Origin of the sequence: Ectothiorhodospira shaposhnikovii, from assembly GCF_022227765.1 — a bacterium.
Classification (GTDB): Bacteria; Pseudomonadota; Gammaproteobacteria; order Ectothiorhodospirales; family Ectothiorhodospiraceae; genus Ectothiorhodospira.
On sequence record NZ_JAJMLZ010000007.1, the window covers coordinates 106,679 to 126,048 of the forward strand.

22 protein-coding genes and 1 tRNA gene are annotated in these 19,370 nt (G+C 64.8%); 16 read left to right on the top strand and 7 right to left on the bottom strand.

Translation table 11 applies throughout. From position 1 onward, the window contains the following. The first annotated feature begins 57 nt into the window (after nucleotides 1-57). The 13 genes from LQD11_RS10930 (at nucleotide 58) to LQD11_RS10990 (ending at nucleotide 7,583) form a co-directional block, all read left to right on the top strand. Entirely contained in the window at nucleotides 58-1,305 is a 1,248-nt protein-coding gene (locus tag LQD11_RS10930; RefSeq protein WP_238617570.1) for a tyrosine-type recombinase/integrase, read from the top strand. After that, entirely contained in the window at nucleotides 1,302-2,042 is a 741-nt protein-coding gene (locus tag LQD11_RS10935) for a hypothetical protein (RefSeq protein WP_238617571.1), read from the top strand. Before LQD11_RS10930 ends, LQD11_RS10935 begins: the two co-directional genes overlap by 4 nt. A 93-nt stretch (nucleotides 2,043-2,135) precedes the next feature. Then, a complete protein-coding gene (locus LQD11_RS10940; protein WP_238617572.1) occupies nucleotides 2,136-2,345 on the top strand; it encodes a helix-turn-helix transcriptional regulator in 210 nt (69 codons plus the stop codon). Between the two features lie 20 nt (nucleotides 2,346-2,365). Next, nucleotides 2,366-2,608 (top strand): hypothetical protein, encoded by a 243-nt coding sequence (locus LQD11_RS10945; RefSeq protein ID WP_238617573.1) that lies wholly within the window; start codon nucleotides 2,366-2,368, stop codon nucleotides 2,606-2,608. After that, on the top strand, nucleotides 2,601-3,740 hold the full coding sequence (locus LQD11_RS10950) for a helix-turn-helix domain-containing protein (RefSeq protein ID WP_238617574.1): 1,140 nt from the start codon (nucleotides 2,601-2,603) through the stop codon (nucleotides 3,738-3,740). Before LQD11_RS10945 ends, LQD11_RS10950 begins: the two co-directional genes overlap by 8 nt. Further along, nucleotides 3,733-4,089 carry a hypothetical protein gene (locus LQD11_RS10955; RefSeq protein ID WP_238617575.1) on the top strand — a complete coding sequence of 119 codons (357 nt, stop codon included), beginning with the start codon at nucleotides 3,733-3,735 and terminating at the stop codon, nucleotides 4,087-4,089. Before LQD11_RS10950 ends, LQD11_RS10955 begins: the two co-directional genes overlap by 8 nt. Nucleotides 4,090-4,291: 202 nt before the next feature. After that, on the top strand, nucleotides 4,292-4,510 hold the full coding sequence (locus tag LQD11_RS10960) for a hypothetical protein (protein WP_238617576.1): 219 nt from the start codon (nucleotides 4,292-4,294) through the stop codon (nucleotides 4,508-4,510). 3 nt (nucleotides 4,511-4,513) lie between these two features. Continuing rightward, entirely contained in the window at nucleotides 4,514-5,089 is a 576-nt protein-coding gene (locus LQD11_RS10965) for a hypothetical protein (protein ID WP_238617577.1), read from the top strand. Beyond that, entirely contained in the window at nucleotides 5,086-5,559 is a 474-nt protein-coding gene (locus LQD11_RS10970; RefSeq protein ID WP_238617578.1) for an AAA family ATPase, read from the top strand. The genes LQD11_RS10965 and LQD11_RS10970 overlap by 4 nt, the downstream gene beginning before the upstream one ends. 14 nt (nucleotides 5,560-5,573) lie before the next feature. Next, nucleotides 5,574-6,137: a hypothetical protein gene (locus LQD11_RS10975; RefSeq protein WP_238617579.1), complete on the top strand. Its 564-nt coding sequence runs from the start codon at nucleotides 5,574-5,576 to the stop codon at nucleotides 6,135-6,137. A 55-nt stretch (nucleotides 6,138-6,192) separates the two neighbouring features. Continuing rightward, complete coding sequence (locus LQD11_RS10980; protein WP_238617580.1) at nucleotides 6,193-6,585, top strand: hypothetical protein; 393 nt, start codon at nucleotides 6,193-6,195, stop codon at nucleotides 6,583-6,585. A gap of 46 nt (nucleotides 6,586-6,631) precedes the next feature. After that, complete coding sequence (locus tag LQD11_RS10985; RefSeq protein ID WP_238617581.1) at nucleotides 6,632-7,270, top strand: terminase small subunit; 639 nt, start codon at nucleotides 6,632-6,634, stop codon at nucleotides 7,268-7,270. Beyond that, on the top strand, nucleotides 7,263-7,583 hold the full coding sequence (locus LQD11_RS10990; RefSeq protein ID WP_238617582.1) for a hypothetical protein: 321 nt from the start codon (nucleotides 7,263-7,265) through the stop codon (nucleotides 7,581-7,583). Before LQD11_RS10985 ends, LQD11_RS10990 begins: the two co-directional genes overlap by 8 nt. A gap of 291 nt (nucleotides 7,584-7,874) precedes the next feature. Here the strand turns inward: LQD11_RS10990 and LQD11_RS10995 are convergent, their stop codons facing one another. The 3 genes from LQD11_RS10995 to LQD11_RS11005 all read right to left on the bottom strand — a co-directional run bounded on the left by LQD11_RS10995 (nucleotide 7,875) and on the right by LQD11_RS11005 (nucleotide 11,038). Then, complete coding sequence (locus LQD11_RS10995) at nucleotides 7,875-8,873, bottom strand: hypothetical protein (RefSeq protein WP_238617583.1); 999 nt, start codon at nucleotides 8,871-8,873, stop codon at nucleotides 7,875-7,877. Nucleotide 8,874: 1 nt separating this feature from the next. Then, the gene (locus LQD11_RS15710; RefSeq protein ID WP_238617584.1) at nucleotides 8,875-10,560 is read right to left on the bottom strand and encodes a type I restriction-modification system subunit M; all 1,686 of its coding nucleotides are present in this window, start codon (nucleotides 10,558-10,560) and stop codon (nucleotides 8,875-8,877) included. 388 nt (nucleotides 10,561-10,948) lie between these two features. Then, a tRNA-Ser gene (locus LQD11_RS11005) sits at nucleotides 10,949-11,038 on the bottom strand. 100 nt (nucleotides 11,039-11,138) lie between these two features. On the opposite strand from LQD11_RS11005, the gene mltF reads away from it, so the two are divergent. After that, nucleotides 11,139-12,611, top strand: coding sequence for a membrane-bound lytic murein transglycosylase MltF (gene mltF / locus LQD11_RS11010; protein ID WP_238617585.1), 1,473 nt, complete (start codon nucleotides 11,139-11,141; stop codon nucleotides 12,609-12,611). On the opposite strand, the gene tadA is transcribed toward mltF, so the two are convergent. Then, nucleotides 12,594-13,094 carry a tRNA adenosine(34) deaminase TadA gene (gene tadA, locus LQD11_RS11015; RefSeq protein WP_238617586.1) on the bottom strand — a complete coding sequence of 167 codons (501 nt, stop codon included), beginning with the start codon at nucleotides 13,092-13,094 and terminating at the stop codon, nucleotides 12,594-12,596. The two genes, mltF and tadA, sit on opposite strands and share 18 nt — an antisense overlap. 74 nt (nucleotides 13,095-13,168) lie before the next feature. Here tadA and LQD11_RS11020 point away from each other — a divergent pair, with 74 nt between their 5' ends. Beyond that, entirely contained in the window at nucleotides 13,169-14,032 is an 864-nt protein-coding gene (locus LQD11_RS11020) for an HDOD domain-containing protein (RefSeq protein WP_238617587.1), read from the top strand. 21 nt (nucleotides 14,033-14,053) lie between these two features. Here LQD11_RS11020 and guaA read toward each other — a convergent pair whose 3' ends face one another. Both guaA and guaB read right to left on the bottom strand, forming a co-directional pair. Continuing rightward, nucleotides 14,054-15,640 carry a glutamine-hydrolyzing GMP synthase gene (gene guaA / locus LQD11_RS11025; protein ID WP_238617588.1) on the bottom strand — a complete coding sequence of 529 codons (1,587 nt, stop codon included), beginning with the start codon at nucleotides 15,638-15,640 and terminating at the stop codon, nucleotides 14,054-14,056. A 5-nt stretch (nucleotides 15,641-15,645) separates the two neighbouring features. Beyond that, nucleotides 15,646-17,106, bottom strand: coding sequence for an IMP dehydrogenase (gene guaB / locus LQD11_RS11030; RefSeq protein ID WP_238617589.1), 1,461 nt, complete (start codon nucleotides 17,104-17,106; stop codon nucleotides 15,646-15,648). 151 nt (nucleotides 17,107-17,257) lie between these two features. On the opposite strand from guaB, the gene xseA reads away from it, so the two are divergent. Further along, a complete protein-coding gene (gene xseA, locus LQD11_RS11035; protein ID WP_238617590.1) occupies nucleotides 17,258-18,592 on the top strand; it encodes an exodeoxyribonuclease VII large subunit in 1,335 nt (444 codons plus the stop codon). Nucleotides 18,593-18,596: 4 nt separating this feature from the next. Here xseA and LQD11_RS11040 read toward each other — a convergent pair whose 3' ends face one another. Then, nucleotides 18,597-19,355, bottom strand: a complete 759-nt coding sequence (locus LQD11_RS11040; RefSeq protein ID WP_238617591.1) for an HAD family hydrolase — start codon at nucleotides 19,353-19,355, stop codon at nucleotides 18,597-18,599. Nucleotides 19,356-19,370: the final 15 nt, after the last annotated feature.

Consider the following 19,370-nt stretch of genomic DNA (forward strand, 5'->3'; position numbering starts at 1 on the left):
TTTCAGCTTTTTTGTTGGACGGATGGGTGGACGGCCCATCATGGCGGAGACAGTGACATGCCGAAAGTAGCCAAAGAACTTTCCGCGCTTGCTGTCCGGCGATTATCCAAACCAGGCCTGCACGCCGTGGGTGGAGTCGCTGGACTGCTGCTGCGCATTTCAGACACCGGGGCGAAGTACTGGGTACTGCGCGCCACCATTGGCGGCAAGCGTCGGGACGTGGGCCTTGGCCCTTATCCCGAAATCGGCCTGGCTGAAGCCAGGGAGCAAGCCGCCGAAATGCGACACCAGGCCCGTAATGGTACAGACCCCATTGCAGAACGCAATGAGAAACGCGAGGCCCTGCGGGCAGCGAACGCCAAGGCCTTGACCTTCGACCAGGCGGCAGACCGCTACCTGAAGGGCAAGGCTTCCGAGTTTCGCAACGCGAAGCACGCCAAACAGTGGCGGGCCACCCTGGACACCTACGCGTCCCCGGTCCTGGGCAAAATGGCCGTGGACCGGGTGGAGCTTGCCCACGTGCTCCAGGTGCTGGAGCCGATCTGGCACACCAAAACGGAGACCGCCAGCCGAGTACGCGGCCGCGTGGAGAAGGTGCTGGACTACGCCACGGTTTCCGGCTTCCGCGAAGGCGAGAACCCCGCGCGCTGGCGCGGGAACCTGGACGCCATCCTGCCAGCCCCGGCCAAGCTGAAGAAAGTTCAGCACCACCGCGCCGTGCCCTGGCAGGACATGCCCGCCTTCATGGAGGCCCTGCGCAAACGCCAGGCCCTGGCCGCCCGGGCGTTGGAGTTCCTGGTCCTGACCGCCGCCCGGTCCGGTGAAGTCCGGGGCGCCACCTGGGACGAAATCGACCTGCAGGCCAAGACCTGGACCGTTCCGGCGGAGCGGATGAAGGCCAGCCGGGAGCACGTGGTCCCGCTGCCGGATGATGCCGTGGCGCTGCTGGAGGCCCTGCCCCGCTTCGAGGGGACGCCCTACGTCTTCCCGGCAACCAAGGGCGGGCAGCTATCCGACATGGCGCTGTCTGCGCTGATGCGCCGCATGGAAGTGGACGCCACCCCCCACGGGTTCCGGTCCACGTTCCGCGACTGGGTATCAGAGACCACCGCCTACCCCCACGAAGTGGCCGAAATGGCGCTGGCGCACACCATCCCCAGCGCCGTGGAACGGGCCTACCGTCGCGGCGATCTGCTGGCGAAGCGGTCCCGGCTGATGACCGAGTGGGCCGCGTTCCTGCGGGACGGTGCCCCGGCCGGTGGCGTGGTGCCCCTGAAGGGCAAGACAGCGGAGGGCCAGGCATGAACACCGACCAGACCCTGCGGGCCTTGCACGCGGTCCACGCCGTGGCATCCGAAGCCCGGCAAGGCGCCAGCCCGGCCACCCTGGCCGATGCACTGGCCCTGGCCGTGGAGCGCCTGGCCGGCCCGTTGGAGGCTGCCGGAGTGACGCGGGACCAGGTGGCCGCGGCCTTCGCTGTCACTACCGTGGAGGACGCCCACGGACCCCGCCCGACAGTGGCTCGCGCCCGTCCGACCGTGGCCGCCGATGACAACGGCCAGCCGGTGGCCGTGCCCGCCTGGCGCCCTGCCGATGACGCCCAGGACCGGGTCGGCAGATTGCTGGCCGCGCTGCTGTACCTGGAGGCCATGGCCGCCATCGGTGAAGCCCTGCCGGCCGGTACCGCCGCCTACCTGGACACCACCGCCAGGCAGTTGGAGCGGCGTCTGGAACAGTTCAGGGGGGACCGACTGGGCCAGGCCCGACGCGGGAGCGCCAGCAAGGGCAAGCGGAAAGCCAGCAAGCCATGGGCAGAACTTGCACGGGAGCTGCTGGAGGCCCACCCGGGCGTCCCGGTTCGCGAGCACTGGGACACCTTCCCGGATGCTGAGGAAGCCGGGGATGACCCGACCTTCGGCCCCTGGATTATCTACCGTGACGGGACCGAGCTTGTGGCCGTTGACGACCGCAACGGCAAGCAATGTTCCCTGTCCTTTTCGGGCTTTGAAAAAGCGATAGCCCGAGCCAGAAAAAGCGCATAACCCCCGCCGGACAAACACGGCTTTTGTCCGGTAGCCCCACCGTAGTCTGCCCCCATCGCCGCCGCACTGGTGGCTCCAACGATGGAGGCAACCATGACCGAACAAGCATATTTGACCGATGTGGACCTGGCCCGCCGCTTCGCGGTGAGCCGCGTCACGATCTGGCGCTGGTCTGGCGCCGGGAAGTTCCCCAAGCCTGTACGACTGGGCGCGAATTGCAGCCGCTGGCGCAAGGCTGAAGTAGAGGCCTGGGAGGCCGCCCGCCTTGGCGAAGACCGCCCCGTTGCGGAAGGGGTGGAGTAATGCGCGCCCGGAACGCTGCTGTGAGGGGCAGCGCCGGGCAGCGCACGGGAGACAGCAAGACCAACCGCACCACCGGCCCGCTGACCCTGGACCAAGTGGCCCGCCGCCATGGCGTGCCCCTGGCAGTCATGGGCCAGGCACTACTGGCCGGGAAAGGCCCCCGCCACCAGGTTGTCCAGGGCGCGGTACTGGTGACCGTGGCCGATGCCGACGCATGGGCGGCCGCCTTCCCGTTGACAGCATGGAGGGCACGCCATGGCTGACGAACAAGAACGCTACGTGCCCGCCTTCGCCGTGGTTCCGCTGGACGTATTGCGCGCCCCAGAACTGAGCCGCCGCGAACTTCAGGTGCTGGGCATCCTGTATGCCTACGCGCGTGGGAAGGACCAGGGGTGGCCAAGTCGGGAGACGCTGGCGGACTTGCTGGACACCGACCGGGGCAACGTTCGCCAGGTTCTGCGGAGCCTGGAGAAAAAGGGCTTTGTGATCAGCACGCCCGGCCGTGGCGCGGGCAACCTGACCCGCTACCGGCTGACCGTTCGCGTACCCGCCGAAGGCGAAGCCAAAGGGGCACCCGGCAACCCCTTAAAAGGGGTGGCCCACAACCCCTTTCCACCCGAGAAAAAGGGGTGGAATCGGACCGAAAAAGGGGTGATTTTGACCCCGAAAAGGGGTGAAAACGACCCGAAAAAGGGGTGGCCCAGCACCCCCGAAGGGAACGAAGGGAACAGAAAGGAACATGAAGGGAACACCCCCCATACCCCCCTGGCCGATGAATCGACCGCCGGCGGACCGGACCAGGACCTGCTGGGCGCACCCCTGACGGGGGCCCCTTCGGGCTCACGCCCGAAGCCGTCCAAGGGTGGCGATTACCCGGAGGCCTTCGAGCGCCTGTGGGAAGCCCGGCCACGCCGTGCTGGTGGCGACCCGAAGCCCGCCGCCTTCCGTGCCTGGCGAGCCCGAATCCAGGAGGGGCGGATCACCGAGGAACAGGCGCACGCCAAGGTGCTGGAGTACCGGCGCTACTGCGAGGGCACCGGGAAGGTGGGGACCGAAACCGTCCAACAGCTTGCAACCTTCTTCGGGCCGGTCAAGGAGGGATACCGCCAGGAATGGGCACTGCCGAAACCGGCCGGGCTTTCAGGGCAGCCGAACAGCTACCAGGGCCTGACCGCCAAGGACTATGGCCAGACCCGCGCGGGCATCCTGGACGACGCCACCCCGCCGGCACGCAACGGCAACCGAGACGCCAGCGGCAACGCGGGCCAGGTCAACCACGCCAGCAAGCGCACCACGGACCCGAACACCACCGCCCACCGCTGGGGACGGGGCACCCACGCCGGCATTCTCGCGGACGCCGTGGAAAGCGACCAGGGAGGGCCGGGCCATGAGTAAGCACCACGTAGACCCCGAGGCCCTGGCCGTGCCCGTTGAAGCGTTCGAGACCTGGCTGGCCACCATGGAGGACACCGCCTGGGACCAGCGGGACCCGGTGGAGCGTGCCGCCATGCTTGCCGAGTTCGAGCACCCCGCCACCCGTCGCTTGCTGTTCGCCGCCTTCATGGCTGGCGCGCACGCCGCCCGAAAGCCTGCCCGACTGCAAGCCCTGCGGGAGGCTGCCGAAGCCGCAAACCGGGGCGCCTTCAATGGCGAAGCGGTCCTGGCCGTGGTGCGCCTAGTGTTCGAGGCGCAAGCCACCGCCCCCGGCACCGATTCACCCACCACCACGGAGGCCACCCAATGAGCACCGACTACCTGACCGAACAGTGCGGGCCCGGCGCCCGTCACAATCCCGACCAGGCACCGCCGGCAAGGGACCGCCGCCGGCCCTGGCGACACTCGCACCCGGTGGAACAGTCACGGCCTGCGGACCCCGAGACCGCGCGCCGCCACCTGGCCGAGCTGCGGGCAATGCTGGCGGAGCCGGGAGACGGAGGGCCAGCGCAATGACGCCCAGCGAGGCCAGGCGCCGCGCCCGCGCCATTCGAGCCACGGCCCGGTCCGCTGGCCGAGTGGTGGTGGTCCAGGACGGGGACGGCCGCCTGCACGCCATGCCAGGCCGCGCCGACCTGGTGGGCTGCTACGACGCCTGCGCCGATCTGGAGGCGCTGGCGGCCGACCTGCTGTTCCTGGCAGGCCAGGGCAAGGCCACGCGGAAGGGCTGAACCGTGACCCGGGCCGCCCCCACGAACCACCACGACAACGACCAGGGCGCCGTCGCGGCCCTGCGGCGGGTGGTGGCCGTGCGGGAGCGCCTGGAGTCTGGGCAAGCCCTCCCCGATGACTTGGCCGCTTGGCTGGCGGAATCCCTGCGGGCCATCGAGGCCGGATCCGAACCGGCGGCTGCGCTGGGGTTGGCGCTGGCACCGGGTGAGGAATCACCGCACCGGACCTTGGCCCGGGAACGGCGGGACGCGTTCCTGGCGGCTGCATTGTTTGCCACTGAAGGCGCCACCCCATGGGCGCGCGCCCGGGGCTTGGCTGACGCGGTGCGGGACTTCCAGGGGCGGCAGTGGCCGCGCTGGCAGTCCAGGCCTGAACCACCAGGCCATGCCAGCGGACAACGGCGGGCGCTGTTCTACGCGGCACGCGCCGCCCACGCGGCCGGGCTGGAACTGCCAGGCAGCGCCAAGGCTCTGGCCGCCATGGTGGGCCGTGGAAATCAACCCCCCGTTTTCACTTCCACGCCCGGGCGCTGTACTACCCCTGAGCACACCACCAGCCAGACGGAGGCGACCCCATGAAATTGCGAATCCCCGACCAGTTCCGGGTGAGCGCGGAGGCGATGCAGAAAGCCACCACCCGCACACCCCGCACCAACCCCGAGCGCCCCGCGTTCGACGAAGACAAGCTGCTGCGCCTGGTAGGCAAAGCGGACCGGCTGCACCACGCGCACCAGGCACTGACCGAGCAGCGCGAGCAAGCCCTGCAGCGCCTGCGCGAACTGGAACGCCGGGCCGCGTGGCTGGACCAGCGCGGCGCCGCGATGGGTACCGATGCCGAGGCCGGAGAGTTCAACCAGGCCGAAGCCGAGCGCCTGGAATCTGACATCGACCGGGCAGCCCGCGAGTTCGAGCGCCTGGACCAGACCTGGGAGCAAAGCCGCGCCGAATACCGCGAAGCCCGGGCCTTGGCGTCCCGCCTGGAAGAGTTCGCCCGCCATGAGCTTGGGTGGACCCGTCCCGGTGAACCCGAAAAGCACGCGACCACGTAACGGAGGCCCCTACGATGACCACGAAGAAGAAACCCGGAGCCCTGCAGGGCATGTTCACCAACGCTGCCGAGAAGGCACGCCAGGCGGTCCAAGACGTGCGCCAGCAAATCACCGAGACCCGCCGGGAGCGTGACGCCTTGGCCGTTGCACCGCTGACCAAGGCAGAAGCTGCCGACCGGATCCAGGCCTGGCTGGACGCTGAAGCGAAGCGGGCCCGCCTTGACCTGGTGGCCGGGGAGTTCGCCGCACCTGGCCGTGGCCCTGGCCACCCCTTCCGCGTCCCGGTGCGAGCCGGTGAACAGCGGTCCGCCGACCTGGGCCCGGTGCTGGCCGCGCTATTCAGTGACCAGGTGAAGGCCGCGATCCTAGACGCGCTGCCCGCTGATGCTGACGCCATCCCGATGGCTGACCGCCCCGGCCGCCTGGCCGAACTGGACGCCCGCGTGCGGGAGCTGGAAGCGGAGGAAGAACGCCTGATCGAGGAAGCCGAGGCCGCCGGGGTGGAGATCACCCGCCGACCCGACGCAAGCCCGGAAGCGATCCTCGCGGTTGAATGGCCCGAGGCTGCGGAAGCCTGACCCACGGCAGGGGTGGCCCCGGCTGCCCCACCGTCACCACTTGGAGGACCAGACCATGAACACGCCAACAAACTGGGCAGGCATGTTGCCCCGAACCCCGAGACAGCGACCGCAAGCGCAGACCACCACCGGCACCCCCGCCACGCCTTCCACCAGCAATGCCGGTGGCGGTTTCGATGCCTTAGCCGCCCGGACATACCGGGCCCGCCAGGAAATGGCACACGGAGCTTCTGTGGGCGCGACAGAGCCAAGCGCACCCATTGCCACGGGAGCCGACCAGGGCCAGGCCCTGGCGAACCTGGCGGCCAGAACGTACCAGCGCCGGGCGGCAGACCGTGCCGCGTTCCGCGAACGTGCCGCCGATGATGCCTTTCGCCTGGCAACGGAGCGCGGCCCGGACGGGGGGCGGGGGACCCTGGGGCCAGGGATGAGCCCTGCGGGGCGTTGAGGCGCGATTTAGCTAAAAAATATGGACCTCAAAAAATGGCTGTAGGTTGTTGTTCCAAGGGGGTTATCTGATGGGGCTGAAGCTGAGCAAGACCGACCTGGCGGCAGCCTTGGACGTGTCGGTGAACACCGTCACGAACTGGCAGCAACGCGGATGCCCCGTGGAGGGACACGGCGGCAACGGCCGCCGGTATTCGTTCGATCTGGCAGACGTGGTGGGCTGGCTCACTGCCCGCCCCGGAAGCGGTGCCAGCGAGACAGCCGAAGCGGAGGCCGAAGCCCGCGCCAGCCTGGCCCGGGAGCGGGCAGAGCTGATGCGCATACGCCGCCAGCGCGGCGCCCTGGAGCTGGAGCGGGAACGCGGGGACCTGGTACCGAAACGCGCCGCCATGCAGGCAGCGGCACACGCGGCCGCCATCCAGCGGGAGGCCATGCTGCGGGTGCCGTACCGGCTGGCCCCGATGGTGGCCGGTATGGACCAGCGCGAGGCCTTCCTGGTGCTGACCGATGAAATCCGGGTGGCCATGGAGTCCGCGGCCAAAGCTATGGCGAAGCCAAAGACCGGCCCGGACGGCCACCCGCTGGCGGACCTGGGGGAGCTTGGCGGCTACCCGGACGACCAAGACTTGGAGACCTTCGGCAGCCTGCCGGAGCTGGAACAACTGGAGGGCACGAACGATGACTGAACGGGAGCCTTTGCGGCTGGTGATGAACATTGCCGCCGAAGACCGGGACGAAAACATGGCGGACCTGCTGGGCGCCTGGCGCCGGGGCTACACGCCACCGCCGCGCAACCTGACCGGCGCCGAAGTGTTGGCCAGGCTGCAAGCCCGGATCATCAACGCCAGCGACCACGAATTGCAGGCCTTGGCGGCCCTGATCCACGAAGACCCGATGGCGGCCCGGTTGCGCCTGCTGGATGCCATCCAAGACACCGAGACGGCGGCCAGGAAGGCGGCCGCACAGACCGACCGTTGCATGGCGGCGGTGGCGGGATAGAACCAGGCGGCAGCCGGTCCCGCCCCCTGCGGGGGAGTAGTGCCCCCCGCTGGTTTCCTCCCGGTTGCCGCCACCCGATAGGGGGAGAGTTTGGTTGCTTCGACCCCCTCACCTTGCCCGCCCCGGCTGCTGTCCGGTGGCGGGCTTTTTTTCGTCCTGCTGGACCGTGGACGCCACCACTAGAACACGCGACGATAACCCCGGCGGTGGTGTCGGCAAACCCTCACGCCGGCGGCGGGCCACTGCCACCAGGGCCGGTTCCCTTAACGGGGCCGGCCCAACCTTTAAGCTTTACTCGTCTGCTGGGGCTTTTGCGACGCCTTCCTCTTCCTCGTCAGGCGGCTCCGTCCCCGACACGAAAAAGTGGTGGTCCCCTGCCTCACTCAAATAGGCGGCGAGCCTTTCGCGGGCTCTTGCAACAGTCGTGAAGTAGTCCCGAAACTCCGCGGACACCGACTCCCCAACTTCCTTGGAGGTCGGCACTGGGACGGAGATCTCCAGATACCGCTTCCCCACGTCCTCTCGGTTTGTCTGCATGAAGATAACGCGGCGCCACTGGTCACGAACGACCTTAAGAGTCATAGCCCATAGCAAGTAAAACGCATCGAAATTCGCCTTCTTCCCTGGCCGCATGACGATAATTTCTTTAGTTAACAGGACTTGCTCCTGCCCCGGCATGAGAACGCAGAAATCACCAATATTTTTACTTGTGCGTTCCGGACAAAGGAGGTCGAATGCACGAAGATCAGGCTTTCCACCTTTCCAAAACTTCTGCGCAACCTGGTAAGGCACACGGTTCGTCGGGTTGATATTCACTAGCCCGGCACGAAGGTCCGAAACCTTGATATAGGGTACGTCTCCAACTCGTTGATCCGCAGAAGGGGAGCCGTGCCCGTTCTGTATTTCAATCACACCGCCTTCGAGAAGTTCCCCAATCGTAGCGGATGTGAAACCTGCGAATCGTTCCGTTTCCATTGCTTCATGAAAGGCTTCATCGAAGCGCCGGTCGTAATAGATCGGGACAGCGTTCCGCATGGAAACCGAATCGCGCGGGATGAACCTTAATGTATCGGTAGTCCTACCATCGACGAGGGCTTCCATGTCATCCAACAGCCGGTCGTTTACAGCGTCAACCAGTTCTTCCGTTTCCGGATCCTTAACTTGAACACGGTTACCTGTTGTCCTGTCAACCAAGGGAAGCAGTCGCCCCCCTTTCGTAAGCCCGCAAGTAGGCGCAGTGCTCACCATCACGCTTTCTTCTGAGAACCACCAAGGCTTATGAAGCGCCATTCTATTGCCCCTCTTCCGATTCGTTGTTTTCGTGCTCTGTGCCGTAACCAACCTTTTCAAAGATGTAGAAGTTGGTCTTAGCTCGACAGAATTCCTCGAATGCTTCCATTGCAATGTTCATCATTCCGCGAAGAACAAAGCGGCCTTCGAGCCAATCAGGCAACCAGCGGTATTTGTGCGAAAAGAAGTAAGTTTCTGGAAGAACGATACCAACGCGGCCTCCAACTTGAAGGAGCCTATGAGCTAACTCCAAATAAATCAGGCCAATCTCCAAATCAACATGCTCTTTCTTTTTGGCCCTCGAAGCTGAGGCGGCGGACTTGGTTATGGTATAGCCGGCCGCCCTCGCATCCGCGGCGCTTACCTTTAAGTCCTCCCCAAAAGGTGGATTCGTGAGCACTACGGTAAACTGCTCTGCGATTTCTCCCTCGTTGCTGGGGGAACCAAGCTCCTGTTGAATCTGAGGAAACTGGCTCCTCCATAGATGCCGCCTCACAGCGTCCCCGATTAGCGTGTGAGTTGACCCGTCTTGCATTGCAATCATCATTGCTTTGGTGAGCTTCACCCCTATCGGGTCCATATCGACGCCATATAACCCATCATTTGCGAACTTGACCATTCGCCATGCGTCGCCGTTTTGAAACTCTCGTTCTTGCACCTGCCTGAGTGCTTCGACCAGGAAGCCACCACTACCGCACGCCGGATCAATGACCTTGTCTTCTGAAGTAATGTCCATGGCCATGACACATGGCCGGATGATTCGCTGAGGTGTGAGAAATTGGCCCTCGCCAGACTTCATCGCCTGAGTTCTAAAAATCTGAAACGCTTTGGCAAGTAGGTCTACCTTGTCGCCCAGGATGCGCCAAGGTGCCAGCGTATCGACTACGGCAAAGACTGTTTCATCGTTTAGCCGGATATGGTCCACGTCATCCCGATGAAATACGCGAGTGCGTTGTTTGTTGAAGTAGTCCTTGAACTGATCCTGGATAGCCTTCGCCGTCAGCTTCACCATCGTGGCTTGGTCGCCGTATATCCGGAAGCTGACCGCCTTCTCACGGTTGCTCTTGACGCTTGCAACGTTGTCGCTTTCGACCTTCACGAGTAGGACGTGCAAGAGTTCGCGCAGCTGGTCTTCACGGCGGACCGAGCGCGAATCACCGGAGACCACAGTTGCGACGAGTCTTTTCAACGCGGTGGAGAGCTGCGCCTCCGTGGGTTCACGAAGGTCTTCCCAGGTAGGCGGGTGTTCTGGCGGCGCGGTAAGATCATCCCCCGGATGGGGAAGAGGTGCGTCCTTGACCTCAATCCAGTCGTTGGTGTGCGACTTGTAGACGGCCAGGCTGGCCGTACCATTAGTCCAATATCCCATTCGCACCACTGGCTCACTCGCCAGATAGCGCATGAGCTGGTCGCGGCCCTGGTCAATGGTGGGTTCTTTGAACTCGAAGATGACTTGCAAGGCGTGCGGTTGCCCAGAATCATCGGCGAAGGCCACAAGGTCCGCCCGACCGCACGCCTTAAATGATTGCCCTCTCTCCCTTTTCGTCAAATCGTGGGGCGTGTCCGGCACTCGCCATTCCGGTGACCACTGAAGACGGGCCTCCTTCCATCCAAGCCGCTTTAACTCCGCCACAACGTTCTGCCGGACAACCTCTTCCGGTCCCATCTGTTTCTGTTTCGTCGCCACAATTCACCCCGCGCGTTGTTCTAGATAGCGGGAGCATGGTATCGCGCTGGACAAAACGAGTCACCCGTTTTTGTACAGTTTACCCCAATTATTCGGTCATATAGCCAGCGTGCAACTGAGAAACATAGGCGAATCAATTAAATATGTCGCCATAATACTTTTTGCGAGCTTCTCGTTTTTCCGCCCCAGGGGCCATCCAGGCGCCCAGCCGCTAGTAGAAACCGAAAAGCACGGAGCAAGCGAGCAAAGTAAAACGCCCCGGAAGCCGAAGCCGCCGGGGCGTTTCCTGCTGGGCCGGAAGCACCGGCCACAAGCATTTCAGGGTTGTTGGTCACTTTGATGGACAGATTGGGAATCTGACTCTAAGTGATTGTTTCCCTTTGGAATATGGCGGAGAGGGAGGGATTCGAACCCTCGGTACACTCGCGTGTACAACGGTTTTCGAGACCGCCCCGTTCGACCACTCCGGCACCTCTCCAATACGGTCGAAAAGCTACCGACAGGGCACGACCACATCCCGGTGCGGCCCGACGGTAAAGTGGGTTATCATAGCCGATTACAAAATTTTTTTTAAGCCCTTGAAACGTCGCCGCCCCCGTTGGACGCTCAACCAGCGCCTGGAAGCGCTTGCCTTTGTGCTGCTGCTGACGCTGGTTCTGCTGTTTGCCTTCATACGGCCGATGACGGAACTGGAGCGGGTGCTCGCGCACGGCGAGCTGGTGGTGGCCACCCGCATCAGCACCACCACCTACCGACCGGGTCCCGAAGGTCCCGATGGACTGGAATATGACCTGGCCACCGCCTTTGCCGACAGTCTGGGCGTCCGTCTCAGACTGGTCACCCCGGAGCGATTCGATGAGATCCTGCCCATGGTGGCCAGCGGCCGGGTGGACATGGCGGCAGCCGGCATCACGGTGACGCGCGCCCGTCTTAGCAAGGTCAGGTTCGGTCCTGCCTACCATCAGGTCACGGAACAAGTCGTCCATCGCAATGGTGAACCTGCTCCCGAGTCACCGGAGGCGCTGCAACAGCATACACTGGCGGTCATTGCCGGCAGCAGTCATGTGGAAACCCTGCAGGCGCTCAAACAACAGTATCCCGACCTCCAGTGGGAGGAGCTGACGGACATCACGCCGGCGGAACTGCTCAGACAGGTCCGGGAAGGCGACAGGGCGCTGGCCGTCGCAGATTCCATCGAGTTGGCTTCCCTGCGCCGATTCTATCCGGAACTGAGAGCGGCCATGGACCTGTCCGAGCCCCACTTCCTGGCCTGGGCCTTCCCCCGGCACAAGGATCAGACCCTGGTCCAGGCCGCGGAACGCTTCTTCGAGGAATACGCCGCCGATGGCCGGCTGGCACAGTTGCTGGAACGGCATTACGGCCACATGGAAGTGCTGGATTACCCAGGCATCCTCACCTTCATGAACCGTCTTCGCGAACGGTTGCCCCGCCACGAACCCCTGTTTCGGGAGGCCGCGGAGCAGTTTGACATGGACTGGCGACTGCTGGCCGCCATCAGTTATCAGGAGTCCCACTGGAACCCCAACGCCGTCTCCAGAACCGGGGTTCGCGGACTGATGATGCTGACCCTGGCGACCGCCGGCCAGCTCGGCGTCCAGGATCGGACCGACCCACGGGAATCGGTATTCGGCGGTGCGGAATACTTCACCAATCTGCATGAGCGACTACCCATGGGCATCGAGGAGCCGGATCGCACCTGGATGGCCCTGGCGGCCTACAACGTCGGCATGGGCCATCTGCATGACGCCAGGCGCATCACCCGCTCACAGGGCAAGGACCCGGACCGGTGGATCGATGTCATGGAGCATCTGCCTCTGCTGAGTCAGCCCAACTGGTATCGTAATACCCGCTACGGCTATGCCAGGGGTTGGGAACCGGTCCAGTATGTGCAGAACATCCGCGGGTTCTACGACATCCTCACCTGGTTCACCACCCCAGAGCAGGGCCGCGAGCAGATATCGCCACGGGACCCGGGCCCGTCCAACCCCCACCCGCCGGATCCACTTGAGATATTACCCCTGGGATTGTGACTGTCCTGAACCAGCCGCACCCCCGGACTTGCGGCGAGCGCGAAAGAAAGACCTGAGACGCTCACCGCAGACATCCGCCAACACCCCGCCCGTCACCGTCAGGTCATGGTTGTAAAGCGGCAACCCCAATGCATCGGCGGCACCACCGAGCGCCCCCGTCTTGGGGTCATGGGCGCCGAACACCACCCGCTCCACCCGTGCATGCACCATCGCCCCCAGACACATGACGCAGGGCTCCAGGGTCACATAGAGCGTCGTGCCGGGCAGACGGTAATTCCCCGTCGCCACGGCCGCGGCCCGCAGAGCCTGGATCTCCGCATGGGCGGTGGGATCGCACTGGGTGATCGGACGATTCCTGCCCTCCCCCAGTACCTGCCCGTCCCTGACCAGCACGGCACCGACGGGGACCTCTCCCTCGTCGCTGGCCCGGTCGGCCAGTACCAGCGCCCGTGTCATCCAGTAGCGATCCTGTTCCTCGTCCATCATCACTCCGCACGCGCCTGGAGCGCAGTTATGTCATACTGGAAACCCTTGTCACTCTCCCGTCCCTGCCCCACGTGAACAAGCGTCTCGACCCCAAAGAAATCGTCGACGAGTTCATCAGCGACCTGCGCCAGGACCTGCAGAACAACGGCATCCAGATTCCCACCCTGCCGGACATCTCCATCCAGGCACTGTTCACCATCAACCGGGATGACAGCTCCATCGATGAAATCACCGCCGTGGTGGCGCGGGATACCGCCATGGCGGCACGACTGATCCGCTATGCCAACAGCCCCATCTACCGGGGACTGAGCCGCTGTACCACCATCAAGTCTGCCATCACCCGGCTGGGCCTGGAGAAAACCAAGAACGTGGTACTGACCCTGGCCATGCGGGACGTCTTCAACACCGGGCATCGGGGCATTCGCAGCCGCATGGAAGCGCTCTGGAACCACAGCGTGGAAGTGGCCATCCTCAGTTCCCTGCTGGCCTGGCAGTACCGGCACCTGGATCAGGAAGTGGCCCTGCTGGCCGGCCTGGTCCATGATGTCGGTGTCATCCCGATCCTGAACAAGGCCAAGAACATCGACGTGATCGTGGAAAACGAAAAGTACCTGGACATGATCATCGCCAGCCTGCACATGAGCGTGGGTCGCGCCATCCTCAAGGCCTGGAACTTTGATCAGCAGATGATCGACGTGGCGGCCGAGCACGACAACCTGAAACGGGACCCCGGCGACGACGCCCCCATCGACTACGTGGACATCGTCCAGGCCGCCAACATCGAAAGCTATCAGTCCACCGGCCATCGCCTGGCCAAGGTAGATCGCCTGAGTGTCCCATCACTCAGGCGCCTGGGCTGCACCCCCGAAGATCCCACCCTGCACTGGGACGCCGATCAGGCCGTCATGGAACAGGTGAGCCGGATCTTCATGTAGGACCCGGCCCTTTCAGCGGGATCACTCCCACTCAATCGTCGCCGGCGGCTTGCCGGAGATGTCATAGACCACGCGGGAAATGCCCTTCACCTCGTTGATGATGCGCCGCGAGACCTTGTCCAGGAACTCGTAGGGCAGGTGCGCCCAGCGGGCAGTCATGAAGTCGATGGTCTCGACGGCGCGCAGGGCCACCACATAGTCATAGCGACGACCGTCCCCCATCACGCCGACGGATTTCACCGGCAAAAAGACCGCAAAGGCCTGGGACACCTGGTCATACAGGCCGGCACCGCGCAGTTCCTCGATGAAGATGTGATCCGCCTGGCGCAGCAGGTCCGCGTAAGGCTTGGTGACCTCGCCCAGGATGCGCACCCCCAGCCCCGGCCCCGGGAAGGGATGCCGGTAGACCATCTCCGACGGCAGCCCCAGTTCCACGCCGATGCGCCGCACCTCGTCCTTGAACAGTTCCCGCAACGGCTCCACCAGACCCATCTTCATGGTCTCCGGCAGACCGCCCACGTTGTGGTGGGACTTGATCACATGGGCCTTGCCGGTCTTGGAACCGGCGGACTCGATCACATCGGGATAGATGGTGCCCTGGGCCAGCCAGCGGGCATTCTTGAGCTTGGCGGCCTCTTCGTCGAAGACCTCAACGAACAGGCGACCGATGATCTTGCGCTTGGCCTCGGGGTCCGACTCCCCCGCCAGGGCCTCAAGGAAACGGGCTTCCGCATCCACCCGGATCACCCGCACGCCCATGTGACGGGCAAAGGTGGCCATGACCTGGTCACCTTCATGGAGACGCAAAAGGCCGGTATCGACGAACACACAGGTGAGCTGGTCGCCGATGGCCTTGTGCAGCAGGGCACCCACCACGGAGGAGTCCACGCCGCCGGACAGGCCCAGGATGACCTCGTCGGTGCCCACCTGTTCCCGCACCCGTTGGATCATGTCATCGATGATGTTGCCGGCGGTCCAGAGATTCTCGCAACCGCAGATATCATGGACGAACCGGGACAGGATACGCTGCCCCTGGCGGGTATGGGTCACCTCGGGATGGAACTGGACGCCGTAGAAACGACGCGCCTCGTCGGCCATGCCGGCCATGGGGGCCGAGTCCGTGGAGGCCATCAGGGAGAAACCTTCCGGCAGGGCGCAGACCCGGTCACCATGGGACATCCAGACATCCAGCAGGCCATGGCCTTCGGGGCTGGTGTGGTCTTCGATGTCCGTCAGCAGGCGGGTATGGCCGTGGGCCCGGACCTGGGCATAGCCAAACTCCCGATGATCGGAACTCTCGACCCGCCCGCCCAGTTGGGCCGCCATGGTCTGCATGCCGTAGCAGATGCCCAGCACCGGCACCCCCAGTTCGAACACGCACTGGGGAGTGCGGGGCGGATCGCTTTCGATCACGGACTCCGGACCGCCTGAGAGAATGATGCCGCTGGGGTTGAAGTCGCGCACGGCGGCGGCGTCCATGTCCCAGGGGTGGATCTCGGAATAGACCCCGGACTCCCGCACCCGCCGGGCGATGAGCTGGGTGTACTGGGAGCCGAAATCGATGATGAGAATGCGATGGGCGTGAATATCCGGGGCAGACAGGGGCATCTTCTTCAATCCATCCGGTAGTTGGGGGCTTCCTTGGTGATGGTCACGTCATGGACGTGACTTTCACGCATCCCCGCCGAGGTGACCCGCACGAAACCGGGACGGGTCCGCATCTCGTCGATGTTGCTGCAGCCCACATAGCCCATGGAGGAACGCAGTCCCCCCACCAGCTGATGGATGATGGCCACGATGGTGCCCTTGTAGGGGACACGACCCTCGATGCCTTCCGGCACCAGCTTGTCCACCACGCCGCTGCTTTCCTGGAAATAACGGTCCGAGGAACCCTGCTGCATGGCGCCCAGGGAACCCATGCCCCGGTAGGACTTGTAGGAACGGCCCTGATACAGCTCCACTTCACCGGGCGCCTCTTCGGTACCGGCAAACAGGCTGCCGAGCATGACGCAGTGGGCACCGCCGGCAATGGCCTTGGCAAAATCGCCGGAGAAGCGCACGCCGCCGTCGGCGATCAGGGGCACGCCCGTACCTTCCAGGGCCTGGCGCACGTTGTCGATGGCGGTCATCTGGGGGACGCCCACGCCGGCCACGATACGGGTGGTGCAGATGGAGCCGGGGCCGATACCCACCTTCACGGCATCCGCGCCCGCCTGTGCCAGAGCACGGGCGGCCTCGGCGGTGGCGATGTTGCCGCCGATGACCTGGACGTCCGGATAGGTTTTCTTCACCCAGGCCACCCGGTCGAGCACGCCCTGGGAATGGCCGTGGGCGGTATCCACCACTACCACGTCCACCCCGGCTTCCACCAGCGCGGCACAGCGCTCCTCGGTACCGGCACCCACGCCCAGGGCCGCCCCCACCCGCAGACGACCGCGGTCATCCTTGCAGGCGCTGGGGAAATCGGTGGATTTCTGGATGTCCTTGACGGTGATCATGCCCCGCAGGTGGAACTGATCGTTCACCACCAGCACCTTCTCGATGCGGTGCTTGTGCAACAGGTGCTGAACCTCTTCCCGGTCGGCCCCCTCGCGCACGGTGACCAGACGTTCCTTGGGGGTCATGATCTCGGACACCGGGGAATCCATGCGGGTCTCGAAGCGCAGGTCACGACTGGTGACGATACCCACCAGATCGACGCCCTTGACCACCGGGACGCCGGAGATGGAGTTGGCGCGGGTGATGGCCAGTACGTCACGGATGCTGGTGTCCGGGGTGACGGTGATGGGATCGCTGATGACGCCGCTCTCGTATTTCTTGACCAGACGCACCTGCTGGGCCTGGGCCTCGATGCTCATGTTCTTGTGCACGATGCCGATGCCCCCCTCCTGGGCAATGGCGATGGCCAGACGGGCCTCGGTGACCGTGTCCATGGCGGCGGAGACCAGGGGAATGTTCAGAGTGATGTCGCGGGTGAGGCGAGTGGTGAGGTCCACGTCTCTGGGTAGCACCGCCGAATGGGCGGGGACCAGGAGGACGTCGTCGAAGGTGAGGGCTTCCTGGACGATGCGCATGATATGTCTCGGGGGGAGGTATTGTTGAATCGTACAATTATAGAGAGGCACCCGGGTGGGGTAAACCCGACCAGGCCTGTGGGGACTGGATATGATGCCGGTTTCCGTGGCATGGTTCCCGGTTATTTTCATCCACTACGGAGCGCCTGCCTTGCCCGAGCCGTCAACGGAAAAAGAGGTCTACAGCGTCTCTCGTCTGAATCAGGCGGTGCAGGGACGCCTGGAGAGCGGTTTTCCCCTGCTGTGGGTGGAAGGGGAACTGTCCAATCTGGCCCGACCCGCCTCCGGTCACTGGTATTTCTCCCTCAAGGATGAAGGGGCCCAGGTGCGCTGCGCCCTGTTCCGCAACCGGGCCCAGGGGGTGCGCTTTCGACCCCGGGACGGCATGCAGGTACTGGCCCGGGCCAGGGTCAGCCTCTATGTGCCCCGGGGTGATTATCAGCTCATCGTCGAACACCTGGAGGAAGCCGGGGACGGCGCCCTGCGACGGGCCTTTGAGGCCCTGCGTCGCCGGCTGGAGGCCGAAGGGCTGTTCGACCCCGCCGGCAAACGTCCCCTGCCCCGGTTTCCCCGCCGCGTGGGGGTGATCACCTCCGCCACCGGCGCGGCGGTCAGGGATATCCTGGCGGTCCTCGGGCGCCGCTTCCCGGCGCTGCCGGTGATGATCTATCCGGTGCCGGTACAAGGCGGCGAGGCGGCCCCGCGCATCGCCGCGGCCCTTGCGACCGCCTCGGACCGCGGCGACTGTGACGTAGTGATCCTGGCCCGGGGCGGCGGTTCCCTGGAGGACCTTTGGGCCTTCAACGAGGAGATCGTGGCCCGCGCCATCCGCGCCTGCGCCATCCCCGTGGTCAGCGGCATCGGCCATGAAACGGATATCACCATTGCCGACCTGGCCGCCGATCACCGTGCCCCCACCCCGTCGGTGGCCGCCGAGCTGGTCAGTCCCGACGGCCGTGAACTGCTGCAGCGGGTGAATCAACTGGAGCGGCTGCTGTGTGAACGTTTTTCCCGTCGGCGGCAGGCACAGGGCCTGCGGCTTCAGGGCCTGGAACAACGATTGCGGCACCAGCATCCCGAGCGGCGCCTGCAGGCCCGCGCCCAGCGCCTGGATGAACTGGAATCCAGACTGCGCCAGGCCCTGGCCCGGCGGCTCCGGGAGCAACGCATCGAGTTGGCCCATCTGTGGACCCGCCTGGGGCAGTGTTCTCCCCGGACCCGCCTGACCGGCATGGTGCATCGGCAACAGGATCTATCCCTGCGCCTGGAGCGGGCCATGGCCCTGCGCCTGGAACGCCTGCACGCCCGGGTATCCCTGCAGGCACGGACCCTGGATGCGGTGAGTCCCCTGGCCACCCTGGGCCGGGGTTACAGCATCCTGCTCAGTGCCGAGGGTCAGGCCATTCGCGCCCCGGAGCAGGTGAAGTCCGGTGAACGACTGGAAGCCCGCCTTGCCCAGGGACGGCTGTGGTGTCGGGTGGAATGATTGTTCAGGGAAGCAGGGCATCCAGATAACCGACATCGACGATTCCGCGCTTTGGCCCCTGCCCCCGAACGACCCGCCCGGGCATCTCCGGCTCCCCTAGATGCTCCAGCACCGCGGCGGCCCCGGAAAAATCATCCTCCACCGTATATCCGCTCACTGTGATCACCGTGACAATCCCCGCTCCCCGCGAGGCCCGCAGCCCCTGGGCGGAATCCTCGATGGCCACACAGTCCCGGGCCGACAGACCCAGGCGCTCCAGCACGTGATGATAGATATCGGGCGCGGGCTTCTTCGCCGGCACCACGTCGCCGGCCCCGATCACCCGGAACCAGTCCAGTGATGCCTCTCCCAGGTTGGCCCGCAGCAGGGACTCCACGTTGGTCAGTGATGTGGTGGTGGCGATCGCCAGCAACAACCCCGCCGAGCGCGCCTCCTCGATCAGCCGCAAAACCCCCGGCCGCAGGGGGATGCCACCCCGCTCCAGCATGGCCACGAAGTGCCGGGTCTTGCAGGCGTGCAGATCACCGATGAACCGGTCCAGGTCGGCGGGCGGCGTGAATTCGGGCGCGAATGCATCCAGGTAATGGCGGATCCGCTCCTTGCCGCCGGCCACCTGCAGCAGCCGCCCGTAGAGCGGCACGGTCCAGTCCCAGTCCAGCCCCATCTCCCGGAAGGCGGCATTGAAGGCGGGACGGTGGCCATCCCGTTCCGTATCCGCCAGGGTACCGTCCACATCGAATATCAGGGCCTTCAGATCAGACATGCTGTCTCCGGTGGT

Coding starts and splice junctions, on each gene's coding strand:
- LQD11_RS10940 (WP_238617572.1), top strand. CDS start 2,136: ATGACCGAACAAGCATATTTGACCGATGTGGACCTGGCCCGCCGCTTC.
- LQD11_RS10990 (WP_238617582.1), top strand. CDS start 7,263: ATGACTGAACGGGAGCCTTTGCGGCTGGTGATGAACATTGCCGCCGAA.
- LQD11_RS11040 (WP_238617591.1), bottom strand. CDS start 19,355: ATGTCTGATCTGAAGGCCCTGATATTCGATGTGGACGGTACCCTGGCG.
- LQD11_RS10975 (WP_238617579.1), top strand. CDS start 5,574: ATGACCACGAAGAAGAAACCCGGAGCCCTGCAGGGCATGTTCACCAAC.
- LQD11_RS10970 (WP_238617578.1), top strand. CDS start 5,086: ATGAAATTGCGAATCCCCGACCAGTTCCGGGTGAGCGCGGAGGCGATG.
- guaB (WP_238617589.1), bottom strand. CDS start 17,106: ATGCGCATCGTCCAGGAAGCCCTCACCTTCGACGACGTCCTCCTGGTC.
- LQD11_RS10930 (WP_238617570.1), top strand. CDS start 58: ATGCCGAAAGTAGCCAAAGAACTTTCCGCGCTTGCTGTCCGGCGATTA.
- guaA (WP_238617588.1), bottom strand. CDS start 15,640: ATGCCCCTGTCTGCCCCGGATATTCACGCCCATCGCATTCTCATCATC.
- LQD11_RS10980 (WP_238617580.1), top strand. CDS start 6,193: ATGAACACGCCAACAAACTGGGCAGGCATGTTGCCCCGAACCCCGAGA.
- LQD11_RS10950 (WP_238617574.1), top strand. CDS start 2,601: ATGGCTGACGAACAAGAACGCTACGTGCCCGCCTTCGCCGTGGTTCCG.
- LQD11_RS10960 (WP_238617576.1), top strand. CDS start 4,292: ATGACGCCCAGCGAGGCCAGGCGCCGCGCCCGCGCCATTCGAGCCACG.
- LQD11_RS10935 (WP_238617571.1), top strand. CDS start 1,302: ATGAACACCGACCAGACCCTGCGGGCCTTGCACGCGGTCCACGCCGTG.
- tadA (WP_238617586.1), bottom strand. CDS start 13,094: ATGGACGAGGAACAGGATCGCTACTGGATGACACGGGCGCTGGTACTG.
- LQD11_RS10995 (WP_238617583.1), bottom strand. CDS start 8,873: ATGGCGCTTCATAAGCCTTGGTGGTTCTCAGAAGAAAGCGTGATGGTG.
- LQD11_RS10955 (WP_238617575.1), top strand. CDS start 3,733: ATGAGTAAGCACCACGTAGACCCCGAGGCCCTGGCCGTGCCCGTTGAA.